Annotated in this window: 25 protein-coding genes and 1 pseudogene; 11 read left to right on the forward strand and 15 right to left on the reverse strand. The window is 50.0% G+C overall.

All coding sequences use genetic code 11. The features are described from left to right. Nucleotides 1-2,169 (forward strand): DotA/TraY family protein, encoded by a 2,169-nt coding sequence (locus ACH0WD_RS21115; protein ID WP_000698368.1) that lies wholly within the window; start codon nucleotides 1-3, stop codon nucleotides 2,167-2,169. A gap of 70 nt (nucleotides 2,170-2,239) precedes the next feature. After that, nucleotides 2,240-2,902, forward strand: a complete 663-nt coding sequence (excA, locus tag ACH0WD_RS21120) for a plasmid IncI1-type surface exclusion protein ExcA (RefSeq protein ID WP_060527638.1) — start codon at nucleotides 2,240-2,242, stop codon at nucleotides 2,900-2,902. Between the two features lie 71 nt (nucleotides 2,903-2,973). Here the strand turns inward: excA and ACH0WD_RS21125 are convergent, their stop codons facing one another. Then, a complete protein-coding gene (locus ACH0WD_RS21125; protein WP_000062602.1) occupies nucleotides 2,974-3,183 on the reverse strand; it encodes a HEAT repeat domain-containing protein in 210 nt (69 codons plus the stop codon). A 331-nt stretch (nucleotides 3,184-3,514) separates the two neighbouring features. Here ACH0WD_RS21125 and ACH0WD_RS21130 point away from each other — a divergent pair, with 331 nt between their 5' ends. Further along, nucleotides 3,515-3,691, forward strand: coding sequence for a hypothetical protein (locus ACH0WD_RS21130; protein WP_001054900.1), 177 nt, complete (start codon nucleotides 3,515-3,517; stop codon nucleotides 3,689-3,691). A gap of 64 nt (nucleotides 3,692-3,755) precedes the next feature. Here the strand turns inward: ACH0WD_RS21130 and dqlB are convergent, their stop codons facing one another. Next, nucleotides 3,756-3,851, reverse strand: a complete 96-nt coding sequence (gene dqlB, locus ACH0WD_RS21135; protein ID WP_001303310.1) for a DinQ-like type I toxin DqlB — start codon at nucleotides 3,849-3,851, stop codon at nucleotides 3,756-3,758. A 498-nt stretch (nucleotides 3,852-4,349) separates the two neighbouring features. Here dqlB and ACH0WD_RS21140 point away from each other — a divergent pair, with 498 nt between their 5' ends. Next, nucleotides 4,350-4,601, forward strand: coding sequence for a hypothetical protein (locus ACH0WD_RS21140; protein WP_001291964.1), 252 nt, complete (start codon nucleotides 4,350-4,352; stop codon nucleotides 4,599-4,601). 71 nt (nucleotides 4,602-4,672) lie between these two features. On the opposite strand, the gene ACH0WD_RS21145 is transcribed toward ACH0WD_RS21140, so the two are convergent. Continuing rightward, nucleotides 4,673-4,825: a Hok/Gef family protein gene (locus ACH0WD_RS21145; RefSeq protein ID WP_001331364.1), complete on the reverse strand. Its 153-nt coding sequence runs from the start codon at nucleotides 4,823-4,825 to the stop codon at nucleotides 4,673-4,675. Between the two features lie 272 nt (nucleotides 4,826-5,097). Between ACH0WD_RS21145 and ACH0WD_RS21150 the strand changes: the two genes are divergently transcribed. The 4 genes from ACH0WD_RS21150 to trbC all read left to right on the forward strand — a co-directional run bounded on the left by ACH0WD_RS21150 (nucleotide 5,098) and on the right by trbC (nucleotide 10,883). Next, nucleotides 5,098-6,084, forward strand: a complete 987-nt coding sequence (locus ACH0WD_RS21150; RefSeq protein ID WP_001257838.1) for a hypothetical protein — start codon at nucleotides 5,098-5,100, stop codon at nucleotides 6,082-6,084. A 217-nt stretch (nucleotides 6,085-6,301) separates the two neighbouring features. Then, nucleotides 6,302-7,510: an IncI1-type conjugal transfer protein TrbA gene (gene trbA, locus ACH0WD_RS21155; protein ID WP_001383960.1), complete on the forward strand. Its 1,209-nt coding sequence runs from the start codon at nucleotides 6,302-6,304 to the stop codon at nucleotides 7,508-7,510. An 18-nt stretch (nucleotides 7,511-7,528) separates the two neighbouring features. Continuing rightward, entirely contained in the window at nucleotides 7,529-8,599 is a 1,071-nt protein-coding gene (gene trbB, locus ACH0WD_RS21160) for an IncI1-type conjugal transfer protein TrbB (protein WP_065523389.1), read from the forward strand. Further along, complete coding sequence (gene trbC / locus ACH0WD_RS21165; RefSeq protein WP_077268757.1) at nucleotides 8,592-10,883, forward strand: F-type conjugative transfer protein TrbC; 2,292 nt, start codon at nucleotides 8,592-8,594, stop codon at nucleotides 10,881-10,883. Before trbB ends, trbC begins: the two co-directional genes overlap by 8 nt. Before the next feature lie 36 nt (nucleotides 10,884-10,919). Here trbC and nikB read toward each other — a convergent pair whose 3' ends face one another. Both nikB and nikA read right to left on the reverse strand, forming a co-directional pair. Then, complete coding sequence (gene nikB / locus ACH0WD_RS21170; RefSeq protein ID WP_053264317.1) at nucleotides 10,920-13,619, reverse strand: IncI1-type relaxase NikB; 2,700 nt, start codon at nucleotides 13,617-13,619, stop codon at nucleotides 10,920-10,922. 10 nt (nucleotides 13,620-13,629) lie between these two features. Then, nucleotides 13,630-13,962, reverse strand: coding sequence for an IncI1-type relaxosome accessory protein NikA (gene nikA, locus ACH0WD_RS21175; protein WP_001283947.1), 333 nt, complete (start codon nucleotides 13,960-13,962; stop codon nucleotides 13,630-13,632). A gap of 233 nt (nucleotides 13,963-14,195) precedes the next feature. Between nikA and ACH0WD_RS21180 the strand changes: the two genes are divergently transcribed. Beyond that, nucleotides 14,196-14,531 carry a molybdopterin-guanine dinucleotide biosynthesis protein MobC gene (locus tag ACH0WD_RS21180; protein WP_000157095.1) on the forward strand — a complete coding sequence of 112 codons (336 nt, stop codon included), beginning with the start codon at nucleotides 14,196-14,198 and terminating at the stop codon, nucleotides 14,529-14,531. Nucleotides 14,532-14,616: 85 nt separating this feature from the next. On the opposite strand, the gene ACH0WD_RS21185 is transcribed toward ACH0WD_RS21180, so the two are convergent. Continuing rightward, the gene (locus ACH0WD_RS21185) at nucleotides 14,617-15,465 is read right to left on the reverse strand and encodes a DUF4942 domain-containing protein (protein ID WP_086531938.1); all 849 of its coding nucleotides are present in this window, start codon (nucleotides 15,463-15,465) and stop codon (nucleotides 14,617-14,619) included. A gap of 347 nt (nucleotides 15,466-15,812) precedes the next feature. Here ACH0WD_RS21185 and ACH0WD_RS21190 point away from each other — a divergent pair, with 347 nt between their 5' ends. Both ACH0WD_RS21190 and ACH0WD_RS21195 read left to right on the forward strand, forming a co-directional pair. After that, nucleotides 15,813-16,010, forward strand: coding sequence for a hypothetical protein (locus tag ACH0WD_RS21190; protein WP_001749578.1), 198 nt, complete (start codon nucleotides 15,813-15,815; stop codon nucleotides 16,008-16,010). Between the two features lie 33 nt (nucleotides 16,011-16,043). Continuing rightward, entirely contained in the window at nucleotides 16,044-16,295 is a 252-nt protein-coding gene (locus ACH0WD_RS21195; RefSeq protein WP_000148285.1) for a helix-turn-helix transcriptional regulator, read from the forward strand. 30 nt (nucleotides 16,296-16,325) lie between these two features. Here the strand turns inward: ACH0WD_RS21195 and ACH0WD_RS21200 are convergent, their stop codons facing one another. The 9 genes and pseudogenes from ACH0WD_RS21200 to psiB all read right to left on the reverse strand — a co-directional run bounded on the left by ACH0WD_RS21200 (nucleotide 16,326) and on the right by psiB (nucleotide 22,017). Further along, entirely contained in the window at nucleotides 16,326-16,547 is a 222-nt protein-coding gene (locus ACH0WD_RS21200; RefSeq protein WP_164719281.1) for a hypothetical protein, read from the reverse strand. Beyond that, nucleotides 16,547-16,720, reverse strand: a pseudogene (locus tag ACH0WD_RS21205) (transposase); the annotation flags it as partial. The pseudogene ACH0WD_RS21205 and the gene ACH0WD_RS21200, both read right to left, overlap by 1 nt. A 61-nt stretch (nucleotides 16,721-16,781) precedes the next feature. Next, on the reverse strand, nucleotides 16,782-17,723 hold the full coding sequence (locus ACH0WD_RS21210; protein WP_001749579.1) for an Rpn family recombination-promoting nuclease/putative transposase: 942 nt from the start codon (nucleotides 17,721-17,723) through the stop codon (nucleotides 16,782-16,784). A gap of 64 nt (nucleotides 17,724-17,787) precedes the next feature. Further along, a complete protein-coding gene (locus ACH0WD_RS21215; RefSeq protein WP_001247862.1) occupies nucleotides 17,788-18,054 on the reverse strand; it encodes a hypothetical protein in 267 nt (88 codons plus the stop codon). Nucleotides 18,055-18,146: 92 nt separating this feature from the next. Beyond that, nucleotides 18,147-18,581, reverse strand: a complete 435-nt coding sequence (locus ACH0WD_RS21220; protein WP_000218858.1) for a hypothetical protein — start codon at nucleotides 18,579-18,581, stop codon at nucleotides 18,147-18,149. A 728-nt stretch (nucleotides 18,582-19,309) separates the two neighbouring features. After that, nucleotides 19,310-19,810, reverse strand: a complete 501-nt coding sequence (locus ACH0WD_RS21225) for an antirestriction protein ArdA (protein WP_000117622.1) — start codon at nucleotides 19,808-19,810, stop codon at nucleotides 19,310-19,312. 463 nt (nucleotides 19,811-20,273) lie between these two features. After that, nucleotides 20,274-20,870 (reverse strand): hypothetical protein, encoded by a 597-nt coding sequence (locus ACH0WD_RS21230; protein WP_000978012.1) that lies wholly within the window; start codon nucleotides 20,868-20,870, stop codon nucleotides 20,274-20,276. Then, entirely contained in the window at nucleotides 20,867-21,586 is a 720-nt protein-coding gene (locus tag ACH0WD_RS21235; RefSeq protein ID WP_001276261.1) for a plasmid SOS inhibition protein A, read from the reverse strand. The genes ACH0WD_RS21230 and ACH0WD_RS21235 overlap by 4 nt, the downstream gene beginning before the upstream one ends. Beyond that, the gene (psiB, locus tag ACH0WD_RS21240) at nucleotides 21,583-22,017 is read right to left on the reverse strand and encodes a conjugation system SOS inhibitor PsiB (protein ID WP_000845897.1); all 435 of its coding nucleotides are present in this window, start codon (nucleotides 22,015-22,017) and stop codon (nucleotides 21,583-21,585) included. Before psiB ends, ACH0WD_RS21235 begins: the two co-directional genes overlap by 4 nt. Between the last annotated feature and the right edge of the window lie 12 nt (nucleotides 22,018-22,029).

Raw genomic sequence — 22,029 nt, forward strand, 5'->3', positions numbered from 1 at the left:
GTGAAAATTTTACTTCGCGCACTCTGTGCAGGCCTTGCTATATCCTCACTGCCGGCAATGGCTTCAGTGACCTATCAGGATATTGTGTCTGCCGCCACCAATCCTGACGATCTGTCCCGTCAGGCGCTGGTCACGATATTCGGTGATGTGGTTACCAATCCACTGTCAACCAGCGACCCTACCCTGATCGGAAGCATGTTCTGGGTGTTCAACAATATCATTGCCGTACTTGCTATCGTCTGGTGTATCTTCATTAGTATCCGCCATGTTGTGCGTTCGGGGCATCAGGGACAGGTATTCAGCGTCGGGCGCGATATTGTCGGCATACTGAGTTTCGTCGCAGGTTTTCTGATGATCGTTCCTACCGGAAATGGCTGGAGTCTCGCTCAGCTCATTATGTTATGGGGCGCATCGATAATGGGGGTTGGGTCCGCCAATGTGATGGTGCAAGTTGCCGCTGATAATATCGCAAATGGTTATTCAATGACTGTACAGCCAGTTCAGGCATCCACACGAACAGCAGCGCGTGGCATTTTTGAAATGGAACTGTGTAAGTATGCGGTTAACGCAGGACTAAATGATTTTAATCAGACGGCCAAATCCTCGACTTCACTGATGACAGAATCAGCTAAAACTGCCAGTGGTAATTACACTGTCACGGTATCCAATGGCAGCGGTATCTGTGGTACAGCCAGCCTGTCAGTAGAAGGAAACGGAACAACAGATCAATCGACGATTGGAAAATTCTTTAATCCCTTCAGTAAAAACGAGTATAGCGGTGTTATCTCAGCACAACGTGCAGCCATGGATAATATGATTAGCGACATGGACAACGCTGCCAGTGAGTTTGTGACAACATTTCTGGAAAAAAGAAATTCTGGCAACGGAACACTGCCGGATATCGAGACACGAATTCAGAAAGCAGCCGACGAATACGAACGTGCTGTGCAAAAATCGCTACCCACTGATAACGGAGAGCAATCCAGAAAAGAGGCTCTTAAATCTTATCTCACAACCTACGGGTGGGTAACGCTTGGCGCATGGTATCAGACCTTTGCCACTGCTAACCAGCGTCTGGCAGAGCTGGCTGACAGAGCTCCAGCTGTAACTTCAATGTCATCACTGGGAGAAGTTGGTGATACTGACTTATTCAGTGCGGTCATGAGTGCCTATAGGACGCAACTGCAGAATTCCTCCTATACGCCACCGCTGGGCACAGTAGTATCATCCAGTGAACAACGCATGGCAAATGCACAAGATCCGAAATCTGCCTTGTCTGAAATTATGGGCCCCCTTGTTAGTCTCACTAACAGGATTGCAACGGAAACAAGTGGCACAGGCACAACCAGTGCTCAAATTAATCCTCTGATAAAAATGAAAAATATCGGAGATATAACAATGGTAAGTGCAGAAGGAATCTGGACTATATATACAACGGCCAGAGTTGTCGTTGCCGGTGGCAAAGATTCAATTCTTGTAAAATTCTTTAACTCACTAACAGGTGCCGCTTCGATGCTTACCGCGCTGTTTGAAGCACTTGCACCACCTGTTTATTTTCTTTTGTTCCTGATGTTCTGTGCTGGATTTTCCTTATCAATTTACCTGCCATTCATTCCGTTTATTTTCTGGATGACAGGCATCGGGAACTGGATAGTCAGCGTATTAATAGGATGTACCGCCGGGCCGCTGTGGGCTGCAACACATCTCGGGACATCAGAAGACAGAGGAAGTCGGGCAGCCTACGGTTATATATACTTAATTGATAGTATGATAAGGCCGCCCATCATGGTCTTTGGTTTTTTCTTTGCTTCTGTAGCCATCATCGCCGTAGGCACAATACTGAATGCATTATTTGGCGCTGCCCTGGTTAACGTACAGTTCAATTCGCTGACCGGTATTTTCAGTCTTGCTGGTTTCTTGCTGATATACGCCAGAATTTGTACAACCACTGTAGCTGCCATATTTGCCCTTCAGGCCTACCTACCTGATCATGTTATTAACTTCCTAGGGGGACGTGATGGAGCCAACACGCTTGGCAGCATGGCAAATTCTGTTAAAGAAATATTTATTGGAGGAAGTCGCAATATCCGACATACTCCTGGAATGAAAACAGATCGTCTTAAAGATAATACAAAAGGAAGTGACGACAAGGACGGAATAAAAGGATAATATCAATATAAATATTGCACAACCTCCCCATCGGCATTAAAATAATAGATAGTACGAGGGGAGGCATTATATGAAAGCTAAAAGAGAAACAACAGACAGATTTCCAACCTGGTGGCTATTTTATTATGTATTAAGAAAAGCTTATTTCTTTCTTGGAATCCCTTTTTTTCTGTTCTGCGCATTAGGCTTTACCGAAATGCTATGTTCTGATCGTTATTTCGGAAATAAGGTCGAAGATTATGTTGTCACTTTTGGTAGTTGGTTCTTATTACTTGCGCCAGGCATATGGATGTACTCACGTGCAAAAACAAGGAGAGAAAAAATAAGAAAAGTTGTACAAACAATAAAAGAGTCAGGCTTCTACTCTCCAGAGAAGGGGTATGAAGGATTATCTTTAACTCAGGGAGCTTATTTCGGTATTGACCTTAAAAATGGCACAATGTTGTATGTCCGTATTTATCCAGGCAACATTATGGATGTTATCGGTTTTGACATTCATAATTTCACTCGTACTGTAACAGACGACAAAACACTGGAAATTCATACGAAATACATCAATCTGCCAATGGTTCCTATTCCATCATGGTGTACTCATCCAGAAACCGCATCAAACACCATGCACGCTATGGCAAGTCGAGGATATGATTACCCTGTCGACTTTCCTCGTCTGATTCAGGAAAAGCGTAAGGAGTGGGAGCAGATTGCAGGCGTGCCTGTAGCCGAAGTTTTTTAAGATAAGCTCCCCCCATAACAGCCGGTTCAAATGAGCCGGCTTTTGTTCATTACAACAGATAACTTATGCCGTTACCGATAAATTCGACCAAGTGCTTTAATCGCAGCAATTTTTATTTCCATATCATCACTTTGACTCAATCTCTCTAATTCACGAATGATGTTATCCGCCTGGCATCGACCTTCACCTAATGCATAGATCGCAGCAAGCGTAATGTCTTTTGATTTACTCTTCATCATTTCAAACAAGAAAGTATTAGCTATCGCAGGAGGCATGCTCATAATCAATCCTCTTCATGAAATAAACAATGGCACTCACTTACAAACAGGAGTCCACTATCGCAAGCGACTCAACTTAGTAATATCTCTCAATTTGAATGAAAAAACCAGATGGCATGTGACAGGGAACCGTCCGCATGATGTCCGTGACCATTTAACCCCATAAACTGATAAAAAATGAATACCGGTATCTCAATGCGAAGAAATAATCTCCGTAGAATCCCCCATGAGAAAAATATCATATGGGAGAAAATCGCAATTATCACAGCCAGCGCATTCATTATTTTCGCTGTGTTCTGGCATTAATTATTTTCAACACAAAAAGGAAAAAACAATGAATCTGGTAGACGCCTTTGTCAAAAAAGTAATATCCGGTCCATATGAAGAATATGGAAAATGGTGGATAGATGTTGAATACATTTCATGGGGTGTTCCCGGGAAAACAAGACTGATGTTTGAGTCAAAGGAGCAGGCACTGGAAGTTAAAGAAGGGTACAAATTTTTAACGTGAGATCTCTTTTTGTTAAAGGGCAGGAAGCGGTAACTCCCTGCCCTTAGTTACGTTTCCAGGCTTATCAGTCGACAAGTTCCCGGATCAGTTCCAGAACAGCAATCAGCGCGTTTGCAACGGCAACTACTGCCCTGAGAACGATGATTAACAGATTAATCATCCGCTTCTCCATCACTGGAGGAAATCACCGTTGCTTACTCTTACATTGCCTGTCACAACGGCACTTTCAGTGTTAGTTGAAAAGAGACTTCCTCCTGCCAGAGCACTGAACACAGCACCACCTGTTTGTTCAGCCAGGACTTAAAATCTTGCATCCATAGTCCCGATGGATATCACGGCAGAAGTGTCGCCAGACAGAGCTAACCTGCGGATTATAAGGATGGTTGCTATCAAATGAACAGCTCGCTATTATAAGAACGTTAGTTGAAAAGAGATTTCCTCCGGTCAGGGCCACCCACTCTGTAACGGAACAGTAAAAAAACCGACCTCACCAGTCGGTTTTTTTACATCTGTTGTTTCTCAAAATCCGCCCAACATGCCCGTCACACCGGGGAAACTCATGCTCTGAATCAGAACCAACCATCTCAACTTTGCCGTCTCCTGAAAAAACTGGCACATTCAGTTCGATAACTACCCATAAATACAGAGAGAAAATCCGATGTCAGAAAAGTGGAGTAAAGAATTCGACTCTTGCTTTCAGGTGGGGAGCATAGAAGAAATTGCAGATGCTCTCGAGAAACGCAGCGGAAGCGAGGAAAATGCGTTAGCCATGCTGGCAATGACAGCCTTCACACTCATGACCCGACGTGGTATCTGCGAAATGCAGAACGTGGCCCCCGATGGCAAAGGCATTCGGCTGGAGCTAATCGGCTTCAGGGAAAATGAAACAATACCGGATACGCTTCATTGAAGAAGAAAGGGCGCAATGAGGTCAGCCTTCGCAACAAAGCGGCGGCAGAAAACCTGCCGCCGTGTTGCCCGTTAACGTTTAACTTCGTAGGCTAACGTTGCCACAAGCACTGTGTTTCCCTGCTGGAGCCGGAGTCCGCAAAGCGAATCCCTCACCATCCAGACAAAACACAGAATCGTCACACAGATGACGATTAACATCATTAAAAACGTTCGCTGTGGCATCATAGCCCCTCCATTGCCTTACGGCGGTTATCGGGCTACTATAATGTTGTCTAGGCATTACAGTAGAGCCCTTGGTTGATTGATAAAAAAATCTCCAGGGGCTTTCTGCTGTATATGGTTTAGTTAACAAAGAGAGCCAGTGTTCCACTGAGCAAAACCAGTAGCTATTCATGCTTACAATTATCTTCTCCATATCTGAAATAACTCAAACAGCCCAATAGAAACATATTGTTACATCTAAGATCTTGAAAAGACCTCTTTGAGAAATCAATATGAGATCACGGTATGTTGATAGGATAATATATATGAAGAAACTATTGATTCGATTAATACCTGATGCAATATATGAGGCTCTGGAAAAGACAGCTCTGCATTCTGAACGCTCCCTGGAAGCACAGGCCAGATATATCCTTAGTTGCTCCGTAGATAATGAAAAACAATTAACTGGTGGTGAACGCTATCAAAGAGAAATAACCGCGCGTCTTAATCAAGCGTTATCAGAAGCTAATGAGGTCATAACAGCCATTAATCTTGTTCCCGCAAGAATTGCAGAACAATTAGGCCATCATGACGCCATAGAATCCGAAAATTGGTTCACCGGAAATGCTGTTCCTAGCTTTACAGAGCTTGACGAATTAAGCGATATCTTTGGATGCTCTCCAGATTGGTTAAAGTTTGGCGAAAATGTACCTTATCCAAAGAGTTCTAAAGGAAGGATAAACTGGAATCGTGGCGGAGAAAAAGATATCGATGCACTTTTAGAGCCTGACAACAAAGGTCGTAAAGTCTCATCTATTCATATTTTCAGGGTAAATGAATCTGGCAATATACTAATACTGAGAGAATTTGAAAACAGCATAACTACAGATTTTTTCTCAACAAACCTTTACTTATCAGACAAAGAAAAAATAGGACAGGGCGGATTCCACGACCTGGTCGATTTCCTTGTAATTTTACAATCCCTTTATTTAAAATATATAAATAGCAATCTGTTAGTGAAAAGCTATAACATTAGCCAATATGTACTGGATTCCTGTTATAAGAGCGGAGAAAAGCACCCCATAACTATATGTAGTGCAGGTGAGACAAGTACCTGGTGGGAAGACATATGGCATGAAGACATGATAGCTCAATCGAGGAATAATGAGTCCTACTTCTGGGATGGTGACAAACCTCTTATTGATAGCCTTCATAAAGAACTTCAAAAAAATAACAGATTAAAGCCAAACAGTGAGTTAGATATGCCACTAATTGGTTAAACACCAATTAAAGATTATCTAGCTAAAACAACATCGTACACGCATACTGCAAAGCCCTTGGTGAGTTAATAGAAGAATTACTAAGGGCTTATAAAAAATATATACCCCCACATTGGTGACACATTAAAATATTTTTTGTTGATGTGTTACCAGCCTGACCCAAAAACAATTTTTAATCTTTCCGTTCGATTTAAATTCCAGAAATGGAGACTTTGTCATGTCTTACAATCGACAGCCTGTCGCAGAAGATCCTATGCAGATATGGGGCGCTGTTGGTGTCCTTCTTATCCTGCTGCTATTCGTCATATGGTTATTCTTGCCGGAAGTGGTTTACACCAGCTGCCTGATTCTTCATACCTTATGGGGACTGGTCGACTGGGGACCATTTCATAACTATGCAGCACCACGATACAACCTGCTTGCCATGACCGGTAACAACGCCGCCAACATAAGCTATAGCCAGTGGGTTAACGTCATGGAACAGACCATAGGTATTCTGTGGATGTACCTCTTACCTGTGACACTCTGGTGTTTGTGGGAATGGTATCAACATCCGGGACAAAGCCGTTTCACCCGCAGACCAGTAGATATTACCCGACTGCCACACATCTTTGCTTCGTTATCCCCTGCTATCGCCCCTGTACTGGCAGATGGTGATCCGAAAAAACTCTTTCATGGTGGTAAACGACCTGAACGGCGGGTTGCTCTCACCCCGGAAGCATTTGTCGAACAGCATACTCTCATCACCAATATGCAGCTCGATGTTGCAGCTGCAAGACGATGTTTCATGGCCCAGTTGGGTAAACCTTTAACGTCCTGGAAAGACATGGCACCACATGAAAAAGCGCTCTTTGCCATATTTGGCCTTCAGTATTTCCTGGATGATCGGAAGGCAGCATTAAAGCTCATGGATACACTGAACCTCTCATGCAGAATTAAAAGCAAACGGGACAGCGGGAAATTCTGTACCCCTGTTTATTCACTGGCCAAATCAGCTTTCCAGAGAGTGATTAAAAGCAACGGAGCACAGCAATGGCTGAAACAACATCGCTACGTCCGCAGTGGGCTGGTCTGGCTGTATGCACATGACCTGCGGCTTACGCCACCCAACTGGATTTGGCTGAAAGGCGTGGACAGAACGCTGTTTTATGCATTACACCGCGCCAATACCACGAAAGGATTTATTGAAGGCGCTGGCGTGGTGGCCGTTGCACGTGCAGAGGCCGAAGCCATGCGTTTTGGTCTTCCCTGCCCTGAACCCTGTGTTGATGAAGCGGTGGAAGGCTTACGGCGGGATATGCTCAGTCTCGGTCTTATCTGGGATGAACCACAACCAGATCGCGACCGGAAACGCCGCATCCTGACCAACTGGTCCCTCACCGACGACATCCTGCCCCGCACACCTGCTACAGACAACGAATTCTGATTATCCGGAGAACTGAAAATGACAATCGAGTACTTTGCAACACGCATTGCAAAACATATTTCCGTGCAGGCAATCTGGCCGGATGGCAGGACAGAAATTATTGCTGTCCTTCCACGGGATGCCCTGTCAGGGCTGGTAACACGAAATAATCAACTGATTCATATAGCCTTTGACGCCATGGGCACCCGTAACAGAGAAACCGTCCTGATTGATAAAGAGGAGCATAACGCTGACCAGATACTTACAGCTATTGATTCCTGCCTGCGCCTTGAATATCTGATGGAACGCCGCTTCAGCAGAACACCTTTGTTCCGTGGCATAATCGCCAGCGTTGTGCTGTTCGTAATGGCAACGATTGGCTTCTCTCTGTTCCGCTATGTTGATCGTGTATTCTGGGATGATACAACGCCTGAAGCAGTACAGACAGCAGGTGAGCCACGACTGCTACCCCCTCACCTGAATCACACTGTGCCATTAAATGAAGGCATTCAACTCCCGGTTCCCCCGAAAAAAGACGTCCAGGTCCCGGAGAAAACAATCACAAGCAAAAATCCGGAAGCCGCAGCTGCGCGACATAATCTGGCTACTGTTCTGAAGCGGAACGCCGATCGGGGCATGTTTACCATCAACCTGTCATCCGGTCATGAACGAACCCTGTTCGCATTTCTCGATCCTGCCTGTCCTAACTGCAGACTTCTGGAGCCGGCCTTAAAACGCCTGGCCAGCGACTTCAATGTCGTTATCTACCCGGTTTCAGTTATTGGTGGAGAGGAATCCACCGACCGTGTGGCACCACTGCTGTGTGAAAAAGATGCTCAGAAACGTGCTGCCGGCTGGCACCGACTGTATTCCGCAGATAACGGAATGATGACGCCATCAGAAGAAACAACGCCTGCAGATGAAACATGCCTGAAAGCAGCCAGAGCTGCGATTGATGTTAACAATGTCGCCTTCCGTAAGTTCGGATTTGCCGGTACCCCATGGGTGCTGTCCGACACCGGCTGGCATCTGCCTACAGGAATTCTGCAGGAAACTGGCACGCTTAATTTATTCCTGAAAACCACCGACAGCGAGTCTGGCCATGAGTGAACATCGCGTTAACCCCGAGCTTTTACACCGTACAGCCTGGGGAAATCCTGTCTGGAATGCACTCCAGAGTCTCAATATCTATGGCTTTTGCCTGGTGGCAAGTCTTGTGGCCAGTTTTATCTGGCCACTTGCATTACCGGCATGTCTGTTGTTCACACTGATAACAATGCTGGTATTTAGTCTGCAGCGATGGCGCTGCCCTCTTCGTATGCCCATGACGCTGGAATGTGCTGACCCGTCACAGGACAGAATGATTAAAAGAAGTCTTTTCAGCTTCTGGCCAACCCTGTTCCAGTATGAGGTCATTCTGGAATCACCGGCCAGCGGCATATTCTATGTTGGTTATCAACGCGTCAGGGATATTGGCAGGGAGTTATGGCTGAGTATGGACGATCTGACCCGCCATATAATGTTTTTCGCCACCACCGGTGGCGGTAAAACGGAAACCATCTTTGCCTGGGCGATTAACCCACTTTGCTGGGCAAGAGGATTCACCCTTGTCGATGGCAAGGCACAGAATGATACGGCAAGAACGATCTGGTATCTGGCCAGACGCTTTGGACGTGAAGACGATGTGGAAGTCATTAACTTCATGAACGGAGGAAAATCCCGCAGTGAAATCATTCTGAGTGGTGAAAAAACGCGTCCTCAGTCAAATACCTGGAATCCCTTCTGTTACAGCACTGAGGCATTCACAGCGGAGACAATGCAGTCAATGCTGCCCCAGAACGTCCAGGGGGGCGAGTGGCAGTCCCGGGCCATTGCCATGAATAAGGCACTGGTATTTGGTACTAAATTCTGGTGTGTGCGCGAAGGCAAAACAATGTCGCTGCAGATGCTCCGTGAACATATGACTCTCGAAGGGATGGCCAAACTTTACTGTCGTGGCCTCGATGATCAGTGGCCGGAAGAAGCTATCGCACCGTTACGTAACTACCTTCAGGACGTTCCCGGTTTCGACCTGTCGCTGGTCAGGACACCATCAGCCTGGACGGAAGAACCCAGAAAACAACATGCTTATCTCTCCGGGCAGTTTTCTGAAACTTTCAGCACATTCACGGAAGCATTCGGGGATATTTTTGCTGAAGATTCCGGTGATATCGATATCCGTGACAGCATTCACAGCGACAGGATTCTGATGGTAATGATCCCCGCTCTGGATACATCAGCGCATACAACGTCTGCTCTTGGACGAATGTTTATCACCCAGAAAAGTATGATTCTCGCCCGTGATTTGGGCTACCGCCTCGAAGGAACTGATTCCGATGCACTGGAAGTCAAAAAATATAAGGGGCGTTTCCCTTATCTGTGTTTCCTTGATGAAGTGGGGGCATACTATACGGACCGTATTGCTGTGGAAGCCACTCAGGTGCGTTCACTGGATTTTGCTCTGATTTTGATGGCACAGGACCAGGAACGTATAGAAGGACAGACAACAGCCACGAATACTGCAACACTGATGCAGAACACGGGGACAAAATTTGCCGGCAGGATTGTCAGCGAGGGTAGTACGGCCAGAACGCTGAAAAGCGCCGCCGGTGAAGAAGCCAGGGCGAGGATGAACAACCTGCAGCGTCAGGACGGCATATTTGGTGAATCATGGATTGACAGCCCACAAATCAGCATCCTGATGGAAAGCAAGATAAATGTTCAGGAGTTGATTGAACTTCATCCTGGCGAGTTCTTTTCTATTTTCCGGGGAGAAACCGTACCATCAGCATCATTCTTCATCCCTGACGATGAGAAAAGCTGCAGCAGCGATCCCGTTGTTATAAACAGGTATATCAGCGTGGATGCGCCACGCCTGGACCGTCTCCGCCGTCTTGTTCCCCGTACTACTCAACGTCGAATACCGTCACCGGAAAATGTCAGTGCCATCATTGGCGTCCTGACTGCAAAACCCTCCAGAAAAAGACGAAAAATTCGCACAGAGCCGCACACGATCGTGGATACATTCCAGCAACGCATTGCAGGACGTCAGGCGGCTATGGCAATGCTGGAAGAGTACGACACAGATATCAACGCACGTGAACGTGCCTTGTGGGAAACAGCGGTGAATACGCTTAAAACGACCACACGGGAAGAGCGACGAATTCGCTATATCACGCTGAACAGACCAGAACTACCTGAAACAAAAGAGGAAAATCAGATATCAGTGAGAGCAGAAAGAGCAGGTATAAACCTGTTAACGCTTCCACAGGACAATAACCACCTGACAGGGCGTCCTGTAAACGGGTTTCATCATAAAAAAACCAACCGTCCGGACTGGGACGGAATGTACTGAACAGTGGCCGCGCCGGATTCTGGCGCGGCCTTTTTTTTAACCTGGAGAAGGCGGTTCCCAGCGTTTATCCTGCTCCGGCGGAGGCAGTGATGCGTCATCGTTGCTGTTCGCCGCGATATAATCGCGGTAGTAGCGTTCACTTCCTTCACGGTGATGATCCACGTCCGGTCGCGTAATCCTGTAGTCTTCGTGACCGGTACGGCCTGTCACATTATGCCAGGCAACCATTTCAGCAAAGACCTGGTTAAATTGTTTGTCGTTTCCTTCTGGTTCAAAACCCATGCGTGGATCACGCCCGAATAATACCGGTGCAATCAAATCCAGTTTATCTGCCAGCGCATTGCGGTCATGGTGATTACGGAAAACAACCCTGTCACCATAATCCGTACAGACAAACTCTCCCGTCCGACGGTCACGGAAACGAACACTCCCGTTCTTCTGCAAACGGGCCTCGAGATCACCGGTATTACCGTATACCGGCGTTCCGCCCGGTTCACAAAGCACGACACAGCGGTCTGTTGTCGTTGTGCGTGACTTATCTTTACGGCGATCGCGATAATCCCAGCCTCTCAGCTGCGATACAGCAGCCCTGTCTCCCTGAGCAGCCTGAATTTCGACCCACTGACGGTAAGAGGGTGGATACCACTTCCCGTCAGCAATAAGTTTCTGCCGCTCATCCCTGATGTCTTCTTTCAGCCTGATCAATGCCTGCATTCGCTGAACTTCTGCAATGTGATAATGCAGCTTACGTAATGCCGGATCATCGTACTGCGCACGAATGTGTGACTTCCGCAGACGGCATGCCTGATGAATTTCCCGACAACGTTCCCCATAACGCAGATCTGGTTTACGCCATTGTTCACGCCATGCCAGATAGCGGGCACGCAGGTCAGCACGGGCCTCAGCTCTGGCTTCACGTCGCTGCCGGCGCAGCATTGGGTCACGTTTACTGCTGACCCCGTACCTGTCACTGACAGCCAGCTCCGGGTTATAGCGACTTTCAGGTTGCACCCTGTCAAACAAATCTGCTGGGGCACTCACAAAAGGTCCGGCCTGTGGCTCTGCACGCCCCAGTGTCAGATCAGGATGAATGCTGCTGGCCTTCACCGGCGTTTGCTCATGATTAAAGGCATCAACGACAACAAGCCCGTGATGTTGTTTCTGTAGCATCAGTCCCTGTTGTGCAAACAGCTCATGACAACGCTGCCAGGTAAACTCACCCTGTGTGATCATTTCTTCAATCTGAGGGCTACAATGGCTGATGCTGTATCCCCACAGACTTTCTTTGTCAGAAAACAGTTCGCGTTTGATAGCCCCCTGCGGCCCCGTACCTGTACGCATACGGTGCCATTCTTTATCGGTCGCAGGACAGCTCTCCATACGACGACCACGGAAGCGTTCTGTTGGCGTAACCTGGCGGAAAATATCTGTTGGTACAGGCTGCCAGCCACCATCGAGTTGATTCACATTGTCGAGCGTCAGCAGTGACCATACGCTGTCAGCACGAACGGGAGTCTGGTTATGATCATAACCGTCACAGATAACCAGGTGACCATGCTGAACACGCATCCATAATCCCGCTTCAGCCAGTGTGCGGTGAATAGCCTGGCAGTTTTCCAGCCGTCCTTCCCGTGCCATTTCCGGCAGACGTTCTCCAAGATGACGACAGGCATACTGCTGCAGACTTTCTGTTTCAGCGATTTTTTCCGGGCGAACATCAGCTGCAATGAAGTCCGGATTATAGCGTCCTGGTGCTTCCACCTGGCTGAAAATGTCTTTTGGCACTGGCGTGTAGTCACCCATTTTTTTCATGAGTTTTTCTGCACACCAGGAGGGTCCAAACGAGTCAAGCTGTACACCTTCCCTGTTGCGATCCCAGCCATCCATCACCAGAAATTTTCCGTCCATCTGAGACAGGTACAGACCATCTTCCGCAAGACGACGATGCAGGGATAACCAGTCATTTACAGGTTCACTGCGTAAACCAGCGACCGCTGTCTGCGCGACATACTCGCGAAAAGTTTGTTTTTTTCCGCGTGTCCAAGCGTTCTGGCGATCACGTTCAACGGCAGTTTTGCGAACGATACGATTTCCCGGCGCATGGACCCAGCAACCGTTATCCGGGGCAAAACCATGCTTCAGTTCAAGCTCACGGCAGGCACGGCTGAGTTTTTCCTGACTCCATGAAAGGCAATTGAGATAACCTGTAACCGGATGTACCCGGTTGACCGCAACGTGAACATGCAGGTTATCAGTATCGGTATGTACGGCAGAAACATACTGATGTTCACCCAGCCCGAGGGATTTCAGGGTATGGCGTACACTGTCATAAATCTGTTCCGGACGCGGGCTTTCATGGGCCTGCCAGGAAAGAATGTAGTGAAAAACAGGATCAGTATTATCTTTCGCATAGTGTGCCTGCTGTGCAATGTACTCCATATCTGCAGCAGCAGTTTCAAGCGATGTACAGTTGTGAAAACAGGTCACACCGTAAAAGTTAACCCATTCGCAGCCGTCCTTCATGACATCAACCAGTGCCACGAATGACTCATTTCGAAGGCGTGTCGCATAATCAACAAGACGACTGAAACGGCTCCGGTGCGGTTGTTCAGCCTGCGAAGAAGAAGATAAATTCAGTTCCTCATCGGTCATGTCATCCCGGACCGAGACGTAGGACACCAGGTCTTCGAACGAAGACTTGCCGTCCCTTCTCTTTTTCGGAATGACTGCATTCACCGGAGAATCCTCAACCTTCCATTAACTGTTTACGCAATGTATTTGTAAGTTCGGTTATGGCAACAAGCACTTCTGCGTATTCCTTGTCACCGGTTCTTTTTCCCTGAACAAACAGATGCTTCTGCATCCTTCCCAGTCTCATTAACTCCTTCAGAAAAGCATCATCTGTACGGGAGTTAATTCGCTTATTCAGTGCTGCATTTCGGATGTAAGCAGATACAGTAAGTCCGGAATCTTCAGCTTTTTTCCTGATGGTTTCATCCTCAACAGGAGAGAATCTGAGTGTCCTGACAACTGTCTTTTGCCGTACCTCACTTTTCTTTCTTACCGCACTATCACTCACTTCAGGCTCCTTACGGGGTGTCGGGGCGAAGCCCTGACCAGATGGTAATTGTAATAGCGTCGCGTGTGACGGTATTACAATTACACATCCTGTCCCGTTTTTCAGGCCATTATAGCCTGTTATTTTTGTGCATCATAGTCTTATGCAGACGGCAGAGGCAGGGCGCAGCCCTGCCAGGAGTCAGTTTTTGATGATAAAATCAGACTTCAACATGAAACGGAGAGAAAGTGCCAATGGCTTCTAAAAAATTTTACTCAGATGATGACATCCAGCTGGCAAAAGCTGCTTTATCGGAATTGCCGGACCTCACCGCTCAACGGAAAACATTGCGTGATTTTCTTGATGCCATTCGTGATGACATTATTGTCCTGGTAAGGACAAAGGGTTATACACTGGCAGATGTTCGTGACACGCTCAAAAATGCAGGGTATGAAGTAGGAGAGAAGGCACTTCGTGACATTATTCGGGAAGCAGAATCGAAAAAACCATCCCGCCGTTCTTCCTCTAAAACAGCACCTAAAAAGACAGATTCAGGCAGGAAAGATGGCATCGATATGAACAACAATTGATGTGACAATGTCACATTGTGTTCTGAGATTATGATGGTTACAGAAAAAAAAGCCCCGGCATAAATACCAGGGCTTTTCTGTTTAATCAGACTCGTGGCGGCAATGCACCAGGATAATGCCGTGCAATAATATCATTCAGTTTTTCAACAAGGTCAGAACGCTTAAAGACAATGTGTACGGTCCCTTTCTGGTAGCCACGCACCGTAAAATATTCCCCTTCTAACAGCTTACCGACATTGTCACCGTTCCCGAGAAATTCACCATACTGCGCCCCGATGCTGCTCCGGAAGTCAGGAACGTTGCGCCCCTCCAGCAGATAAAAAGGACGTACCAGGTCATCCAGTGCCTCCCGCCCGCTGCAGTCCAGCGTCACACGCCCGTTACTCCAGCGGTACAGCAGGTTTTCAATAATGATTCTCTTGCCCAGACGGCAGGGATTATTGGTTCTGTAATCCCATGACAATTTCCGGTAGACATCAATCAGTCCCTGTTCAAATGTCTGCATCTTGCTGGCATTCAGATGGCGGAATGTTGCCAGTACATTGTCCAGGGTGATTTCAGGACAGGTGTCGCTCATCAGCTGGCTGTTCCACTCATCACGCTGGCATGAACTCATGAAGGTGTACATGCCCGTATCTGTCATCAGGCGGTCCCAGATTTTCCGGTCGGCAAGACGGGTGATATTCCTTTTCGCTTCTTCCGGTTTATCTATGCGACGAACGGAATCAGTCACGCAGTCTTCAAACCCGTAAAGAAAAATATCACCTGACGCATCGAGCAGAATCCTGCGCGCTGTCGCCAGGCATTCCATCGCCTGCATAAACAGTGCAATACCTTCGTTACGCTGCGCGATGATGCGATCGATAGCCACAGACGGAATAACATCTGTCGTGCCGGCAGTATTCAGGTCAGCAGTGGGTAAAGTCTGATTCATCACATTGTCTCCTCATCGTCACGACTGCCGGGTCAGCCAGGTCATTTCCCGGAGGAGCGAAGCTCCTTCTGCCGTCCGGGTCTTCGGGGATTTCCCCGCAGTGGACCTTTCCGACGGGGGACGCTCACCACGTCACGGGGCAGTTGTCCGGGGGCAGACGCAAAAGTTTTTGACGCCTGCGGCAAAAAGTTTTGTGGCTGGTACATCTCTCCCCTGGACGACTGAAACGGGATGTGGTCGTGTATGTCCCCCGGAAAGTCCGTCTGCGGAGAACAGGCCGCAGTGCGGCGGCAGGCAGGCAGAGACAGCTGCGCCATCAGGCGAAGTGGCCTTACACACCGTCAAGTGTGCAGGGAGCGCCGGATGCGGCGCGACCGGAGAAAACCGACGGCACAGCAATGGCATGTGGTGGTCACTGGTACACCACTCCCGCACAGGTGAAAACAGAGAAAACAGCACGACTTCTACAACCAAAAAAAGTGAAATTTCTTCACTTTTTCACGCTTATTTTTCGCGTTGATTTGGTGATTATGATGATAAAATAAAGTGAAGTTTTTTCACTTTTTCAAAGGTGTTTTATGACCGGCTGGGAACTGCGAATCTGGCGAAAAAGCATGCTCTGGTCACGCGAAAAAGCGGCCAGAGAATTTGGCGTGACGCAGAGAACATGGCACGCCTGGGAAAATGCGGAACAGGTGGACGTCACCGTCTGGAGGACCACCCAGGCACTTTCAGTCCGTGACCTGCTGCCTCACATGCAGGGGATGCGTAAGGCAGATATCATCAGGCGACTGGAAAATGAACTGGGGGAAACGGCAGAGGATGTGTGAGCGTGATTCACAGCCTGGCTGAATGCCAGGCTACTGCTCATCAGGAAACAGTTTTTTCAGTTCTTCACCGGAAAGTCCGGTTGCCTCCTGAATCCGTTCCGGCGGCCAGCCCATATCCCGAAGCCGGCAGGCTATTTCCCGCGCCACTTCAAGAGCGCCTTTTTGAACAAGACGTTCTGCAATCGTCATACTGTTTTCTCTGCTCCTGCTGGCAAAAAAGCCCGGCATTTTGCCGGGCTGTGATACTCTCATCAGTGAGTTATTTTATTCAGTTCGTCATCGGAAAGCCCGGTAGCCTGCTTAATCTGCTCCGGCGTCATCCCCATTTTCTGAAGCTGGCACGCAATAGCCAGGGCTTTTTCAAGCGCACCTTCCATCCTGCCCTCCTGGCGACCTTTTTGCTCAAGACGTTCTGCAATCGTCATTCTGTTTAGTCTGCTCCTGCTGGCAAAAGGCCCGGCATTTTGCCGGGCCTTTTGGTTCTCATCAGTGAGTGATGTTCTTCAGTTCAGCTTCAGAAAGTCCGGTCAGCTGACAGATTTGTGCTGTCGGCATTCCCGCGTTCCGGAGCTCCCGGGCGATTTCCCGTGCTTTTTGAAGCGCCCCTTGCTGAACTCCCTGCTGGATACCCTGCTGGATACCCTGCTGGATACCTTGCTGGATACCTTCCTGCTTAAGACGTTCTGCCAGTGTCATAATGCTGTCCTCATGCTGCGGCAGTCGCTGCGCCAGCGTCTGCAAAAATTTAACCGTTACATGTTCGCTGCCATTAAGCAGATAGTTGAAAAGAACTGTAATCTGCTCTTCATCCTGGATGTCCTGCAGTGCCCTGACCAGGTTGTCCAGACACATCAGCATATCCCGCTGGCGGATATGCTTCATCAGCAGCGTCAGTGCGGCCATCCGGCGATGGTTCATGATTTCATTGTCATCAACGACAGTGATATCAACCAGCGGAAACGGCTTTGTGTATATTTTAGCCGCAAGTGCCGGATTCTCAAAACAGTCCAGCCAGTTCATGCTGTACGGGTACGGGCTGCGCTCACCGTGATAGAACAGCACCGGAATGACCAGTGGCAACGTTTTGTGCTGCTCCAGATGTCTCTGCATCGCCGCCACACTGTAACGTAACATGCGAAAAGGCATGTACAGATTTTCTGTGCTCTGGTGCTCGATGAGCGTATAAATATAACCATCTTCACCCCCGGTGGTTTTCACGCTCCAGAGGATATCGCTGGCGTACTGATGCAGGTCCGGCTCAACAAAGGTGGCGGGTTCCAGCTTCAGCGTGGACAGGTCGCACAACTGCCGGTACTCCGCCGGAAGATGCAGTTCCAGAAAATCTCTGGCGACGTCGGGATTCGCCAGGAACGACCGGAACGCGGCATCATGCGGCGTGGGCGTCGTGGTGGTTTTCTTCTTACTCACGGTTCCTCCTGGTGAGATGTCTGAACGTATCCTGCCGCCTGCACAGGCAGACGGCAAGGGTTAATCAGTGGCAGACCCGCTCAATTTCAAGCGCGCGGAGCAGGTGGCCCCATTCGCTGACTTTCATGGCGGGGATACGTACCCGCTTCTGCTCACTGCAGCGTCTGGCGATATGACCGCTCATCGCCAGGACGTCCGGGTTAATCTCATCCTGTGCCAGCTCCTGACGTCTGAAGCGGGTATGGCGGTGCAGGGGTTTATTCTCCCGCAGGCACTCTTCACGCAGACGCTTTACATACTCGGCGGTTGCGAAGATAATTGATGGTCTCACAAATATTTCTCCTTATGTTGTTGATGACTGCCGCTCTTCCTGGCGGGGAAGTAACGGCGGAGAGAGGCAGGGTTTATCGCCCTGCCTTTTTTTCATTTCGGACAGCGGCGCAGTGCCAGCGCGAGCGCTTTCATCTTCCAGCCTTCCGGCGTGCGGTACATCACCTTCCAGTAGCCGTCGATGAACACATAATGGAAGCGCACCTCTTCAGTGCTTTCAGTGGCAATAGCCTCCATGAAAGAACGGTACTCACGCGCCTCACTGTCCATCCGGAAACCACTGTCACGTCCGTAATAAGCCGTCACACCGTCCACCGGGTTCTGAAGCGTATGCCCGGCGGGTTTGTCGCAACGGGGACCAAGGCAACGGATATCACCGTGTTCAACCAGGGCTTCGGCCTGCTGACCGGTGGCATAGTGGGTATGCAGGATGCGACCGTTCCAGGTCGGCTCCCCGTGCAGGTGGCAGTAAACGGTACGGAACACCCCGTCGCGGCAAAAAACGGAAATCGTGCTGCTGACTGTCATGAAAACGTCTCCTTCTGCTGAATCAGGTCGCCGGGCCGACCGGTTGCTCCCCGGAGGGGCGAAAGCCCCTTCTGCCGTCCACTTCTTCGGGGTTTCTCCCCGCAGTGGACCTTTCCGATGGGGCGTCCGTCACCACGTCACGGGGCAGCTGTCCGGGGGCGGACGCAAAATTTTTTGCCGGGTTTATGGCTAAAAATTTTGTGGACGGTATATCTTCCCCTGGACTGCTGAAACGGGATGTGGTTACTCCAGCCCCCGGAAAGTCCACAGCGGGAAACAGGCCGCAGGGGTGGCGGCGGAAGGGTTGACTGCGCCATCAGGCGCAGTGGCCTTACACACCGTCAGGTGTGCAGGGAGCGCCGTTTCCGGCGCGACAGGGGCGGCGCGACCGGAACGGTCGCTGCAAGCCTGGTTTTTCAGACATCGGACCGTAGCGGCAGCCCGAAACCGCGCCAGCGGGTTCGGCGGAGACTGGCGGGTGCGCCAGCAGCTGCCTGTCGGAGTCGGGCCTGACGACCGGATGCCGCCAGGCAGCCGGGAGCCGAAGGTGTCCCCGCCTCCGGAAATCAGAACAACAGAAACGACATAACAGAAAAATGCCTCACACCATGACGGGCAGGAAGGGCAGCGCCGCAGGCGCGGCCCTCCTGCATTTCAGGCAGGCGTAAGCCTGCCAGGGTTTTCCGGCGGCCTGGCAGGCCATACCCCCGCCGGAGCGGGGGAGTAAATCACCGACGGAACACATGACCGTCAATAAAGGTGAAGGAGTCCAGGAATAAATCCCGCGCATACGCCTCATAGTCAAAATAGAGCGCCACCGTCTCCGGCACGTCAGCCAGCAGGCCGGTATCACTGGCGAACTCAACCGCAAAAGCCTCCTCACTGTCAGCCTCGCCCCACCAGGCATCGCGGAAGGTGTCAAAATCCGTCTCACCGGTATCCTCCACCCAGAGACGATAAGCCTCTTCGCAGCCTTCATCCCGTGCCTGGCGGAAGCCTTCAACCCAGGCCCAGTTGATATGGCATTCAGAGGCCATATTCCCCGGGAATCCCTCATAATCCTGAAACATCAGTTCAGGATCGGCTTCATCCTGGTGAAGAGCACGGCAGGCGGCGAAAAAGTCGCGCTCATCATCAAACGTGGTCAGGTCAAACCAGCGTCCGGCGATGCTTCCACAGTTGTATTTGTGCCAGGTTCCAACGTATACAGCAGGTGCAACAACAGACATTCCCGAATCCTCCATAGTCACATGTTCTGCGGCACCGGGCGGTGCCGTGCCTCCATAAAAGCCGGGCGATAAGGCGGGGATGCACAGGGCGCAAGGGAAGCCGCAGCCTGACGCACACGGCTGGCGGGAGTTGGAGGGTGAGACCGCGAAATCTGAGCGGGTGAACGACCGGAAAATCACGGCAGACGGGAAGGAGGGACCGGGTGACCGCAGCGGCGAAGCGTACCCTTGCATCCCTGCCAGCCCGGCTAAGATGGAGGCACGGCACAGCCCGCACACGACGCTGAGGCCACAGAGCTGAAAACCCACAAGGCCATGCCCCGCATGGCCGGGTAAAAGCGGAGCCGCCGGCGACTTCCTTATTCCGGCGAGTGCAGAGGACACGCCGCATGACCTCCAGACCACCCCATGATATGAAACGATCATGATCGGCGTGTCCCTGCGTAAAATATACATGTCTGGTTCACCGGAGAATATCTGTGATATCCACAAGTTTTCTGTCGCACAGCCAGTCCTGCGCTTCACGCACCACGCTACTGTCGGGTTTCACCGCTTTCAGCGATGATGCCAGTCGCTTGATCAACATAACCAGTTCCCGTGTCTGTATGTCCGGCATTGTCTCCGGCGGAGCAGAGGGACTCTCATTTCCGACGCCCATCCCATGCGCTTCCAGTGTGGCACGGACAAACCAGGCGGCATCGACCAGTTGCTGGCGAATCCAGGTCAGATCGGCATTTCTGTCACGGGCTGCCATTCGCTCACCCGACAGCGCCTTGCTGATATGGCTGCGCACCAGATTATCCAGGAGTTCCTGCGCTTCTTCCGGTGAAAAGCCACCTGGTATCTCTGTGCGCAACAGTCCTTTCCTGTACAGTAGCTGCAGCAGATCAATCTGCGACCGCACTGCAACTATCAGTACATAACGGACAATATTCGCACTGGCGGTGGTTTCTGTATCATTCAGCAGTTCCTCCGGATCATTACCACCGGTATTGCAGAGCAACGGCAACAGAGGTCGCATCCACACGGGAACCTGATATTGTTCGTCTGATTTCATCATATTGCGTTCTCCAGCTTGTTCGGGATCATCCACTGCTCAAGTGCACGTACCTGTACCGGTGCACCACGACCGGCCTCACCGGCTTCAAAAATCAGCCGCCAGAGTGGTTCCTCCTGCCAGAAAAACCGGTCAAATGATGACAGTGATGGAAAACGCCCGCACCACCCCCAGAAAATCGTTTCCAGATCATGCTCCTCAACAACACCAGACCAGCGGGACAACCAGCTTCCGACCGTGGCGGGAGTATGAAACGCAAGGTCAATCTGCGCCTGAGCAAAACATGTCTGGTATTCCAGTTCCCGTCGTTCTGCCTCACGTTCCCGCTGGCGGCTGTATTTCTGCTCTGTCAGCGTGGTTTTCTGGCGACGCCGCTCACCTTCACGAAAAGGAACGGACGGGAACAGACGATGCCCCGCATCGGATGGCAGGGGAAGAACACAGACTTCACCAAAACTTTCAATCAGTTTATCCACGGCAGCCAGCCACAGGAGACGGTTGCCATGAAATTCCTCCTTCGTCAGCGCAGGGGCAAAAAAGCGGAGATCGGTCAGCGAAATCCGGCGACTGCCATTCAGGCAGCGAAAGAAAGCGCTGGCATAAGGCCATGCTGAAAGTGTGCGTCCCTGACGACGACGTTGTTCTGTGACAGCCACAGCCTGCATGGCGGCCTGTTGCTCTGCGCTGAGGGGGATCAGTGCCCGTGAACGTGCGCTCATGCCTGACCTCCTTCTGCCATCAGGATATGGATGATGTCGTTAACACTGTACCCCTGCGCATCAAGTGTCGCGGCAAGCGCCAGCGTGTGACTGATAGCGACAGGCGTGAAGATATGTTGCACCTGAACGACGGCGAAAGGCTGTCCACCACAATTCACCAGAACCAGCATCCAGAGCTGAGAGACGTCTCCCGGCGAACATAATGCCAGGTGGAAACGTTCGTGGGCTGGCGTGAAACGAACCTGGACGGGGAAAAAGCCCCCGAACTCACTGCCATACTCGCCATTCATCATCCAGTTAGCCGGTGCGTCCACTTCACGCATCACCTCGTGAGTGAGATTACGGCGCATATCGCTTCCCGCAGCACGGATATCTTCATATTCCTGTGCGTTCATGGACTGCAGGGCATTCAGGGTCAGTTCAGTTTTCATCACGGTATCTCC

It is taken from the genome of Salmonella sp. 2020_1395, from assembly GCF_043848115.1.
Classification (GTDB): Bacteria; Pseudomonadota; Gammaproteobacteria; order Enterobacterales; family Enterobacteriaceae; genus Salmonella; species Salmonella enterica.

What these genes read in the sequence shown, in the direction of transcription:
- excA (WP_060527638.1), top strand. Translation starts at nt 2,240, where the DNA reads ATGAAAGCTAAAAGAGAAACAACAGACAGATTTCCAACCTGGTGGCTA.
- ACH0WD_RS21125 (WP_000062602.1), bottom strand. Translation starts at nt 3,183, where the DNA reads ATGAGCATGCCTCCTGCGATAGCTAATACTTTCTTGTTTGAAATGATG.
- ACH0WD_RS21130 (WP_001054900.1), top strand. Translation starts at nt 3,515, where the DNA reads ATGAATCTGGTAGACGCCTTTGTCAAAAAAGTAATATCCGGTCCATAT.
- dqlB (WP_001303310.1), bottom strand. Translation starts at nt 3,851, where the DNA reads ATGATTAATCTGTTAATCATCGTTCTCAGGGCAGTAGTTGCCGTTGCA.
- ACH0WD_RS21140 (WP_001291964.1), top strand. Translation starts at nt 4,350, where the DNA reads ATGTCAGAAAAGTGGAGTAAAGAATTCGACTCTTGCTTTCAGGTGGGG.
- ACH0WD_RS21145 (WP_001331364.1), bottom strand. Translation starts at nt 4,825, where the DNA reads ATGCCACAGCGAACGTTTTTAATGATGTTAATCGTCATCTGTGTGACG.
- ACH0WD_RS21150 (WP_001257838.1), top strand. Translation starts at nt 5,098, where the DNA reads ATGAGATCACGGTATGTTGATAGGATAATATATATGAAGAAACTATTG.
- trbA (WP_001383960.1), top strand. Translation starts at nt 6,302, where the DNA reads ATGTCTTACAATCGACAGCCTGTCGCAGAAGATCCTATGCAGATATGG.
- trbB (WP_065523389.1), top strand. Translation starts at nt 7,529, where the DNA reads ATGACAATCGAGTACTTTGCAACACGCATTGCAAAACATATTTCCGTG.
- trbC (WP_077268757.1), top strand. Translation starts at nt 8,592, where the DNA reads ATGAGTGAACATCGCGTTAACCCCGAGCTTTTACACCGTACAGCCTGG.
- ACH0WD_RS21180 (WP_000157095.1), top strand. Translation starts at nt 14,196, where the DNA reads ATGGCTTCTAAAAAATTTTACTCAGATGATGACATCCAGCTGGCAAAA.
- ACH0WD_RS21185 (WP_086531938.1), bottom strand. Translation starts at nt 15,465, where the DNA reads ATGAATCAGACTTTACCCACTGCTGACCTGAATACTGCCGGCACGACA.
- ACH0WD_RS21195 (WP_000148285.1), top strand. Translation starts at nt 16,044, where the DNA reads ATGACCGGCTGGGAACTGCGAATCTGGCGAAAAAGCATGCTCTGGTCA.
- ACH0WD_RS21200 (WP_164719281.1), bottom strand. Translation starts at nt 16,547, where the DNA reads ATGAGAGTATCACAGCCCGGCAAAATGCCGGGCTTTTTTGCCAGCAGG.
- ACH0WD_RS21220 (WP_000218858.1), bottom strand. Translation starts at nt 18,581, where the DNA reads ATGACAGTCAGCAGCACGATTTCCGTTTTTTGCCGCGACGGGGTGTTC.
- ACH0WD_RS21225 (WP_000117622.1), bottom strand. Translation starts at nt 19,810, where the DNA reads ATGTCTGTTGTTGCACCTGCTGTATACGTTGGAACCTGGCACAAATAC.
- ACH0WD_RS21230 (WP_000978012.1), bottom strand. Translation starts at nt 20,870, where the DNA reads ATGATGAAATCAGACGAACAATATCAGGTTCCCGTGTGGATGCGACCT.
- ACH0WD_RS21235 (WP_001276261.1), bottom strand. Translation starts at nt 21,586, where the DNA reads ATGAGCGCACGTTCACGGGCACTGATCCCCCTCAGCGCAGAGCAACAG.
- psiB (WP_000845897.1), bottom strand. Translation starts at nt 22,017, where the DNA reads ATGAAAACTGAACTGACCCTGAATGCCCTGCAGTCCATGAACGCACAG.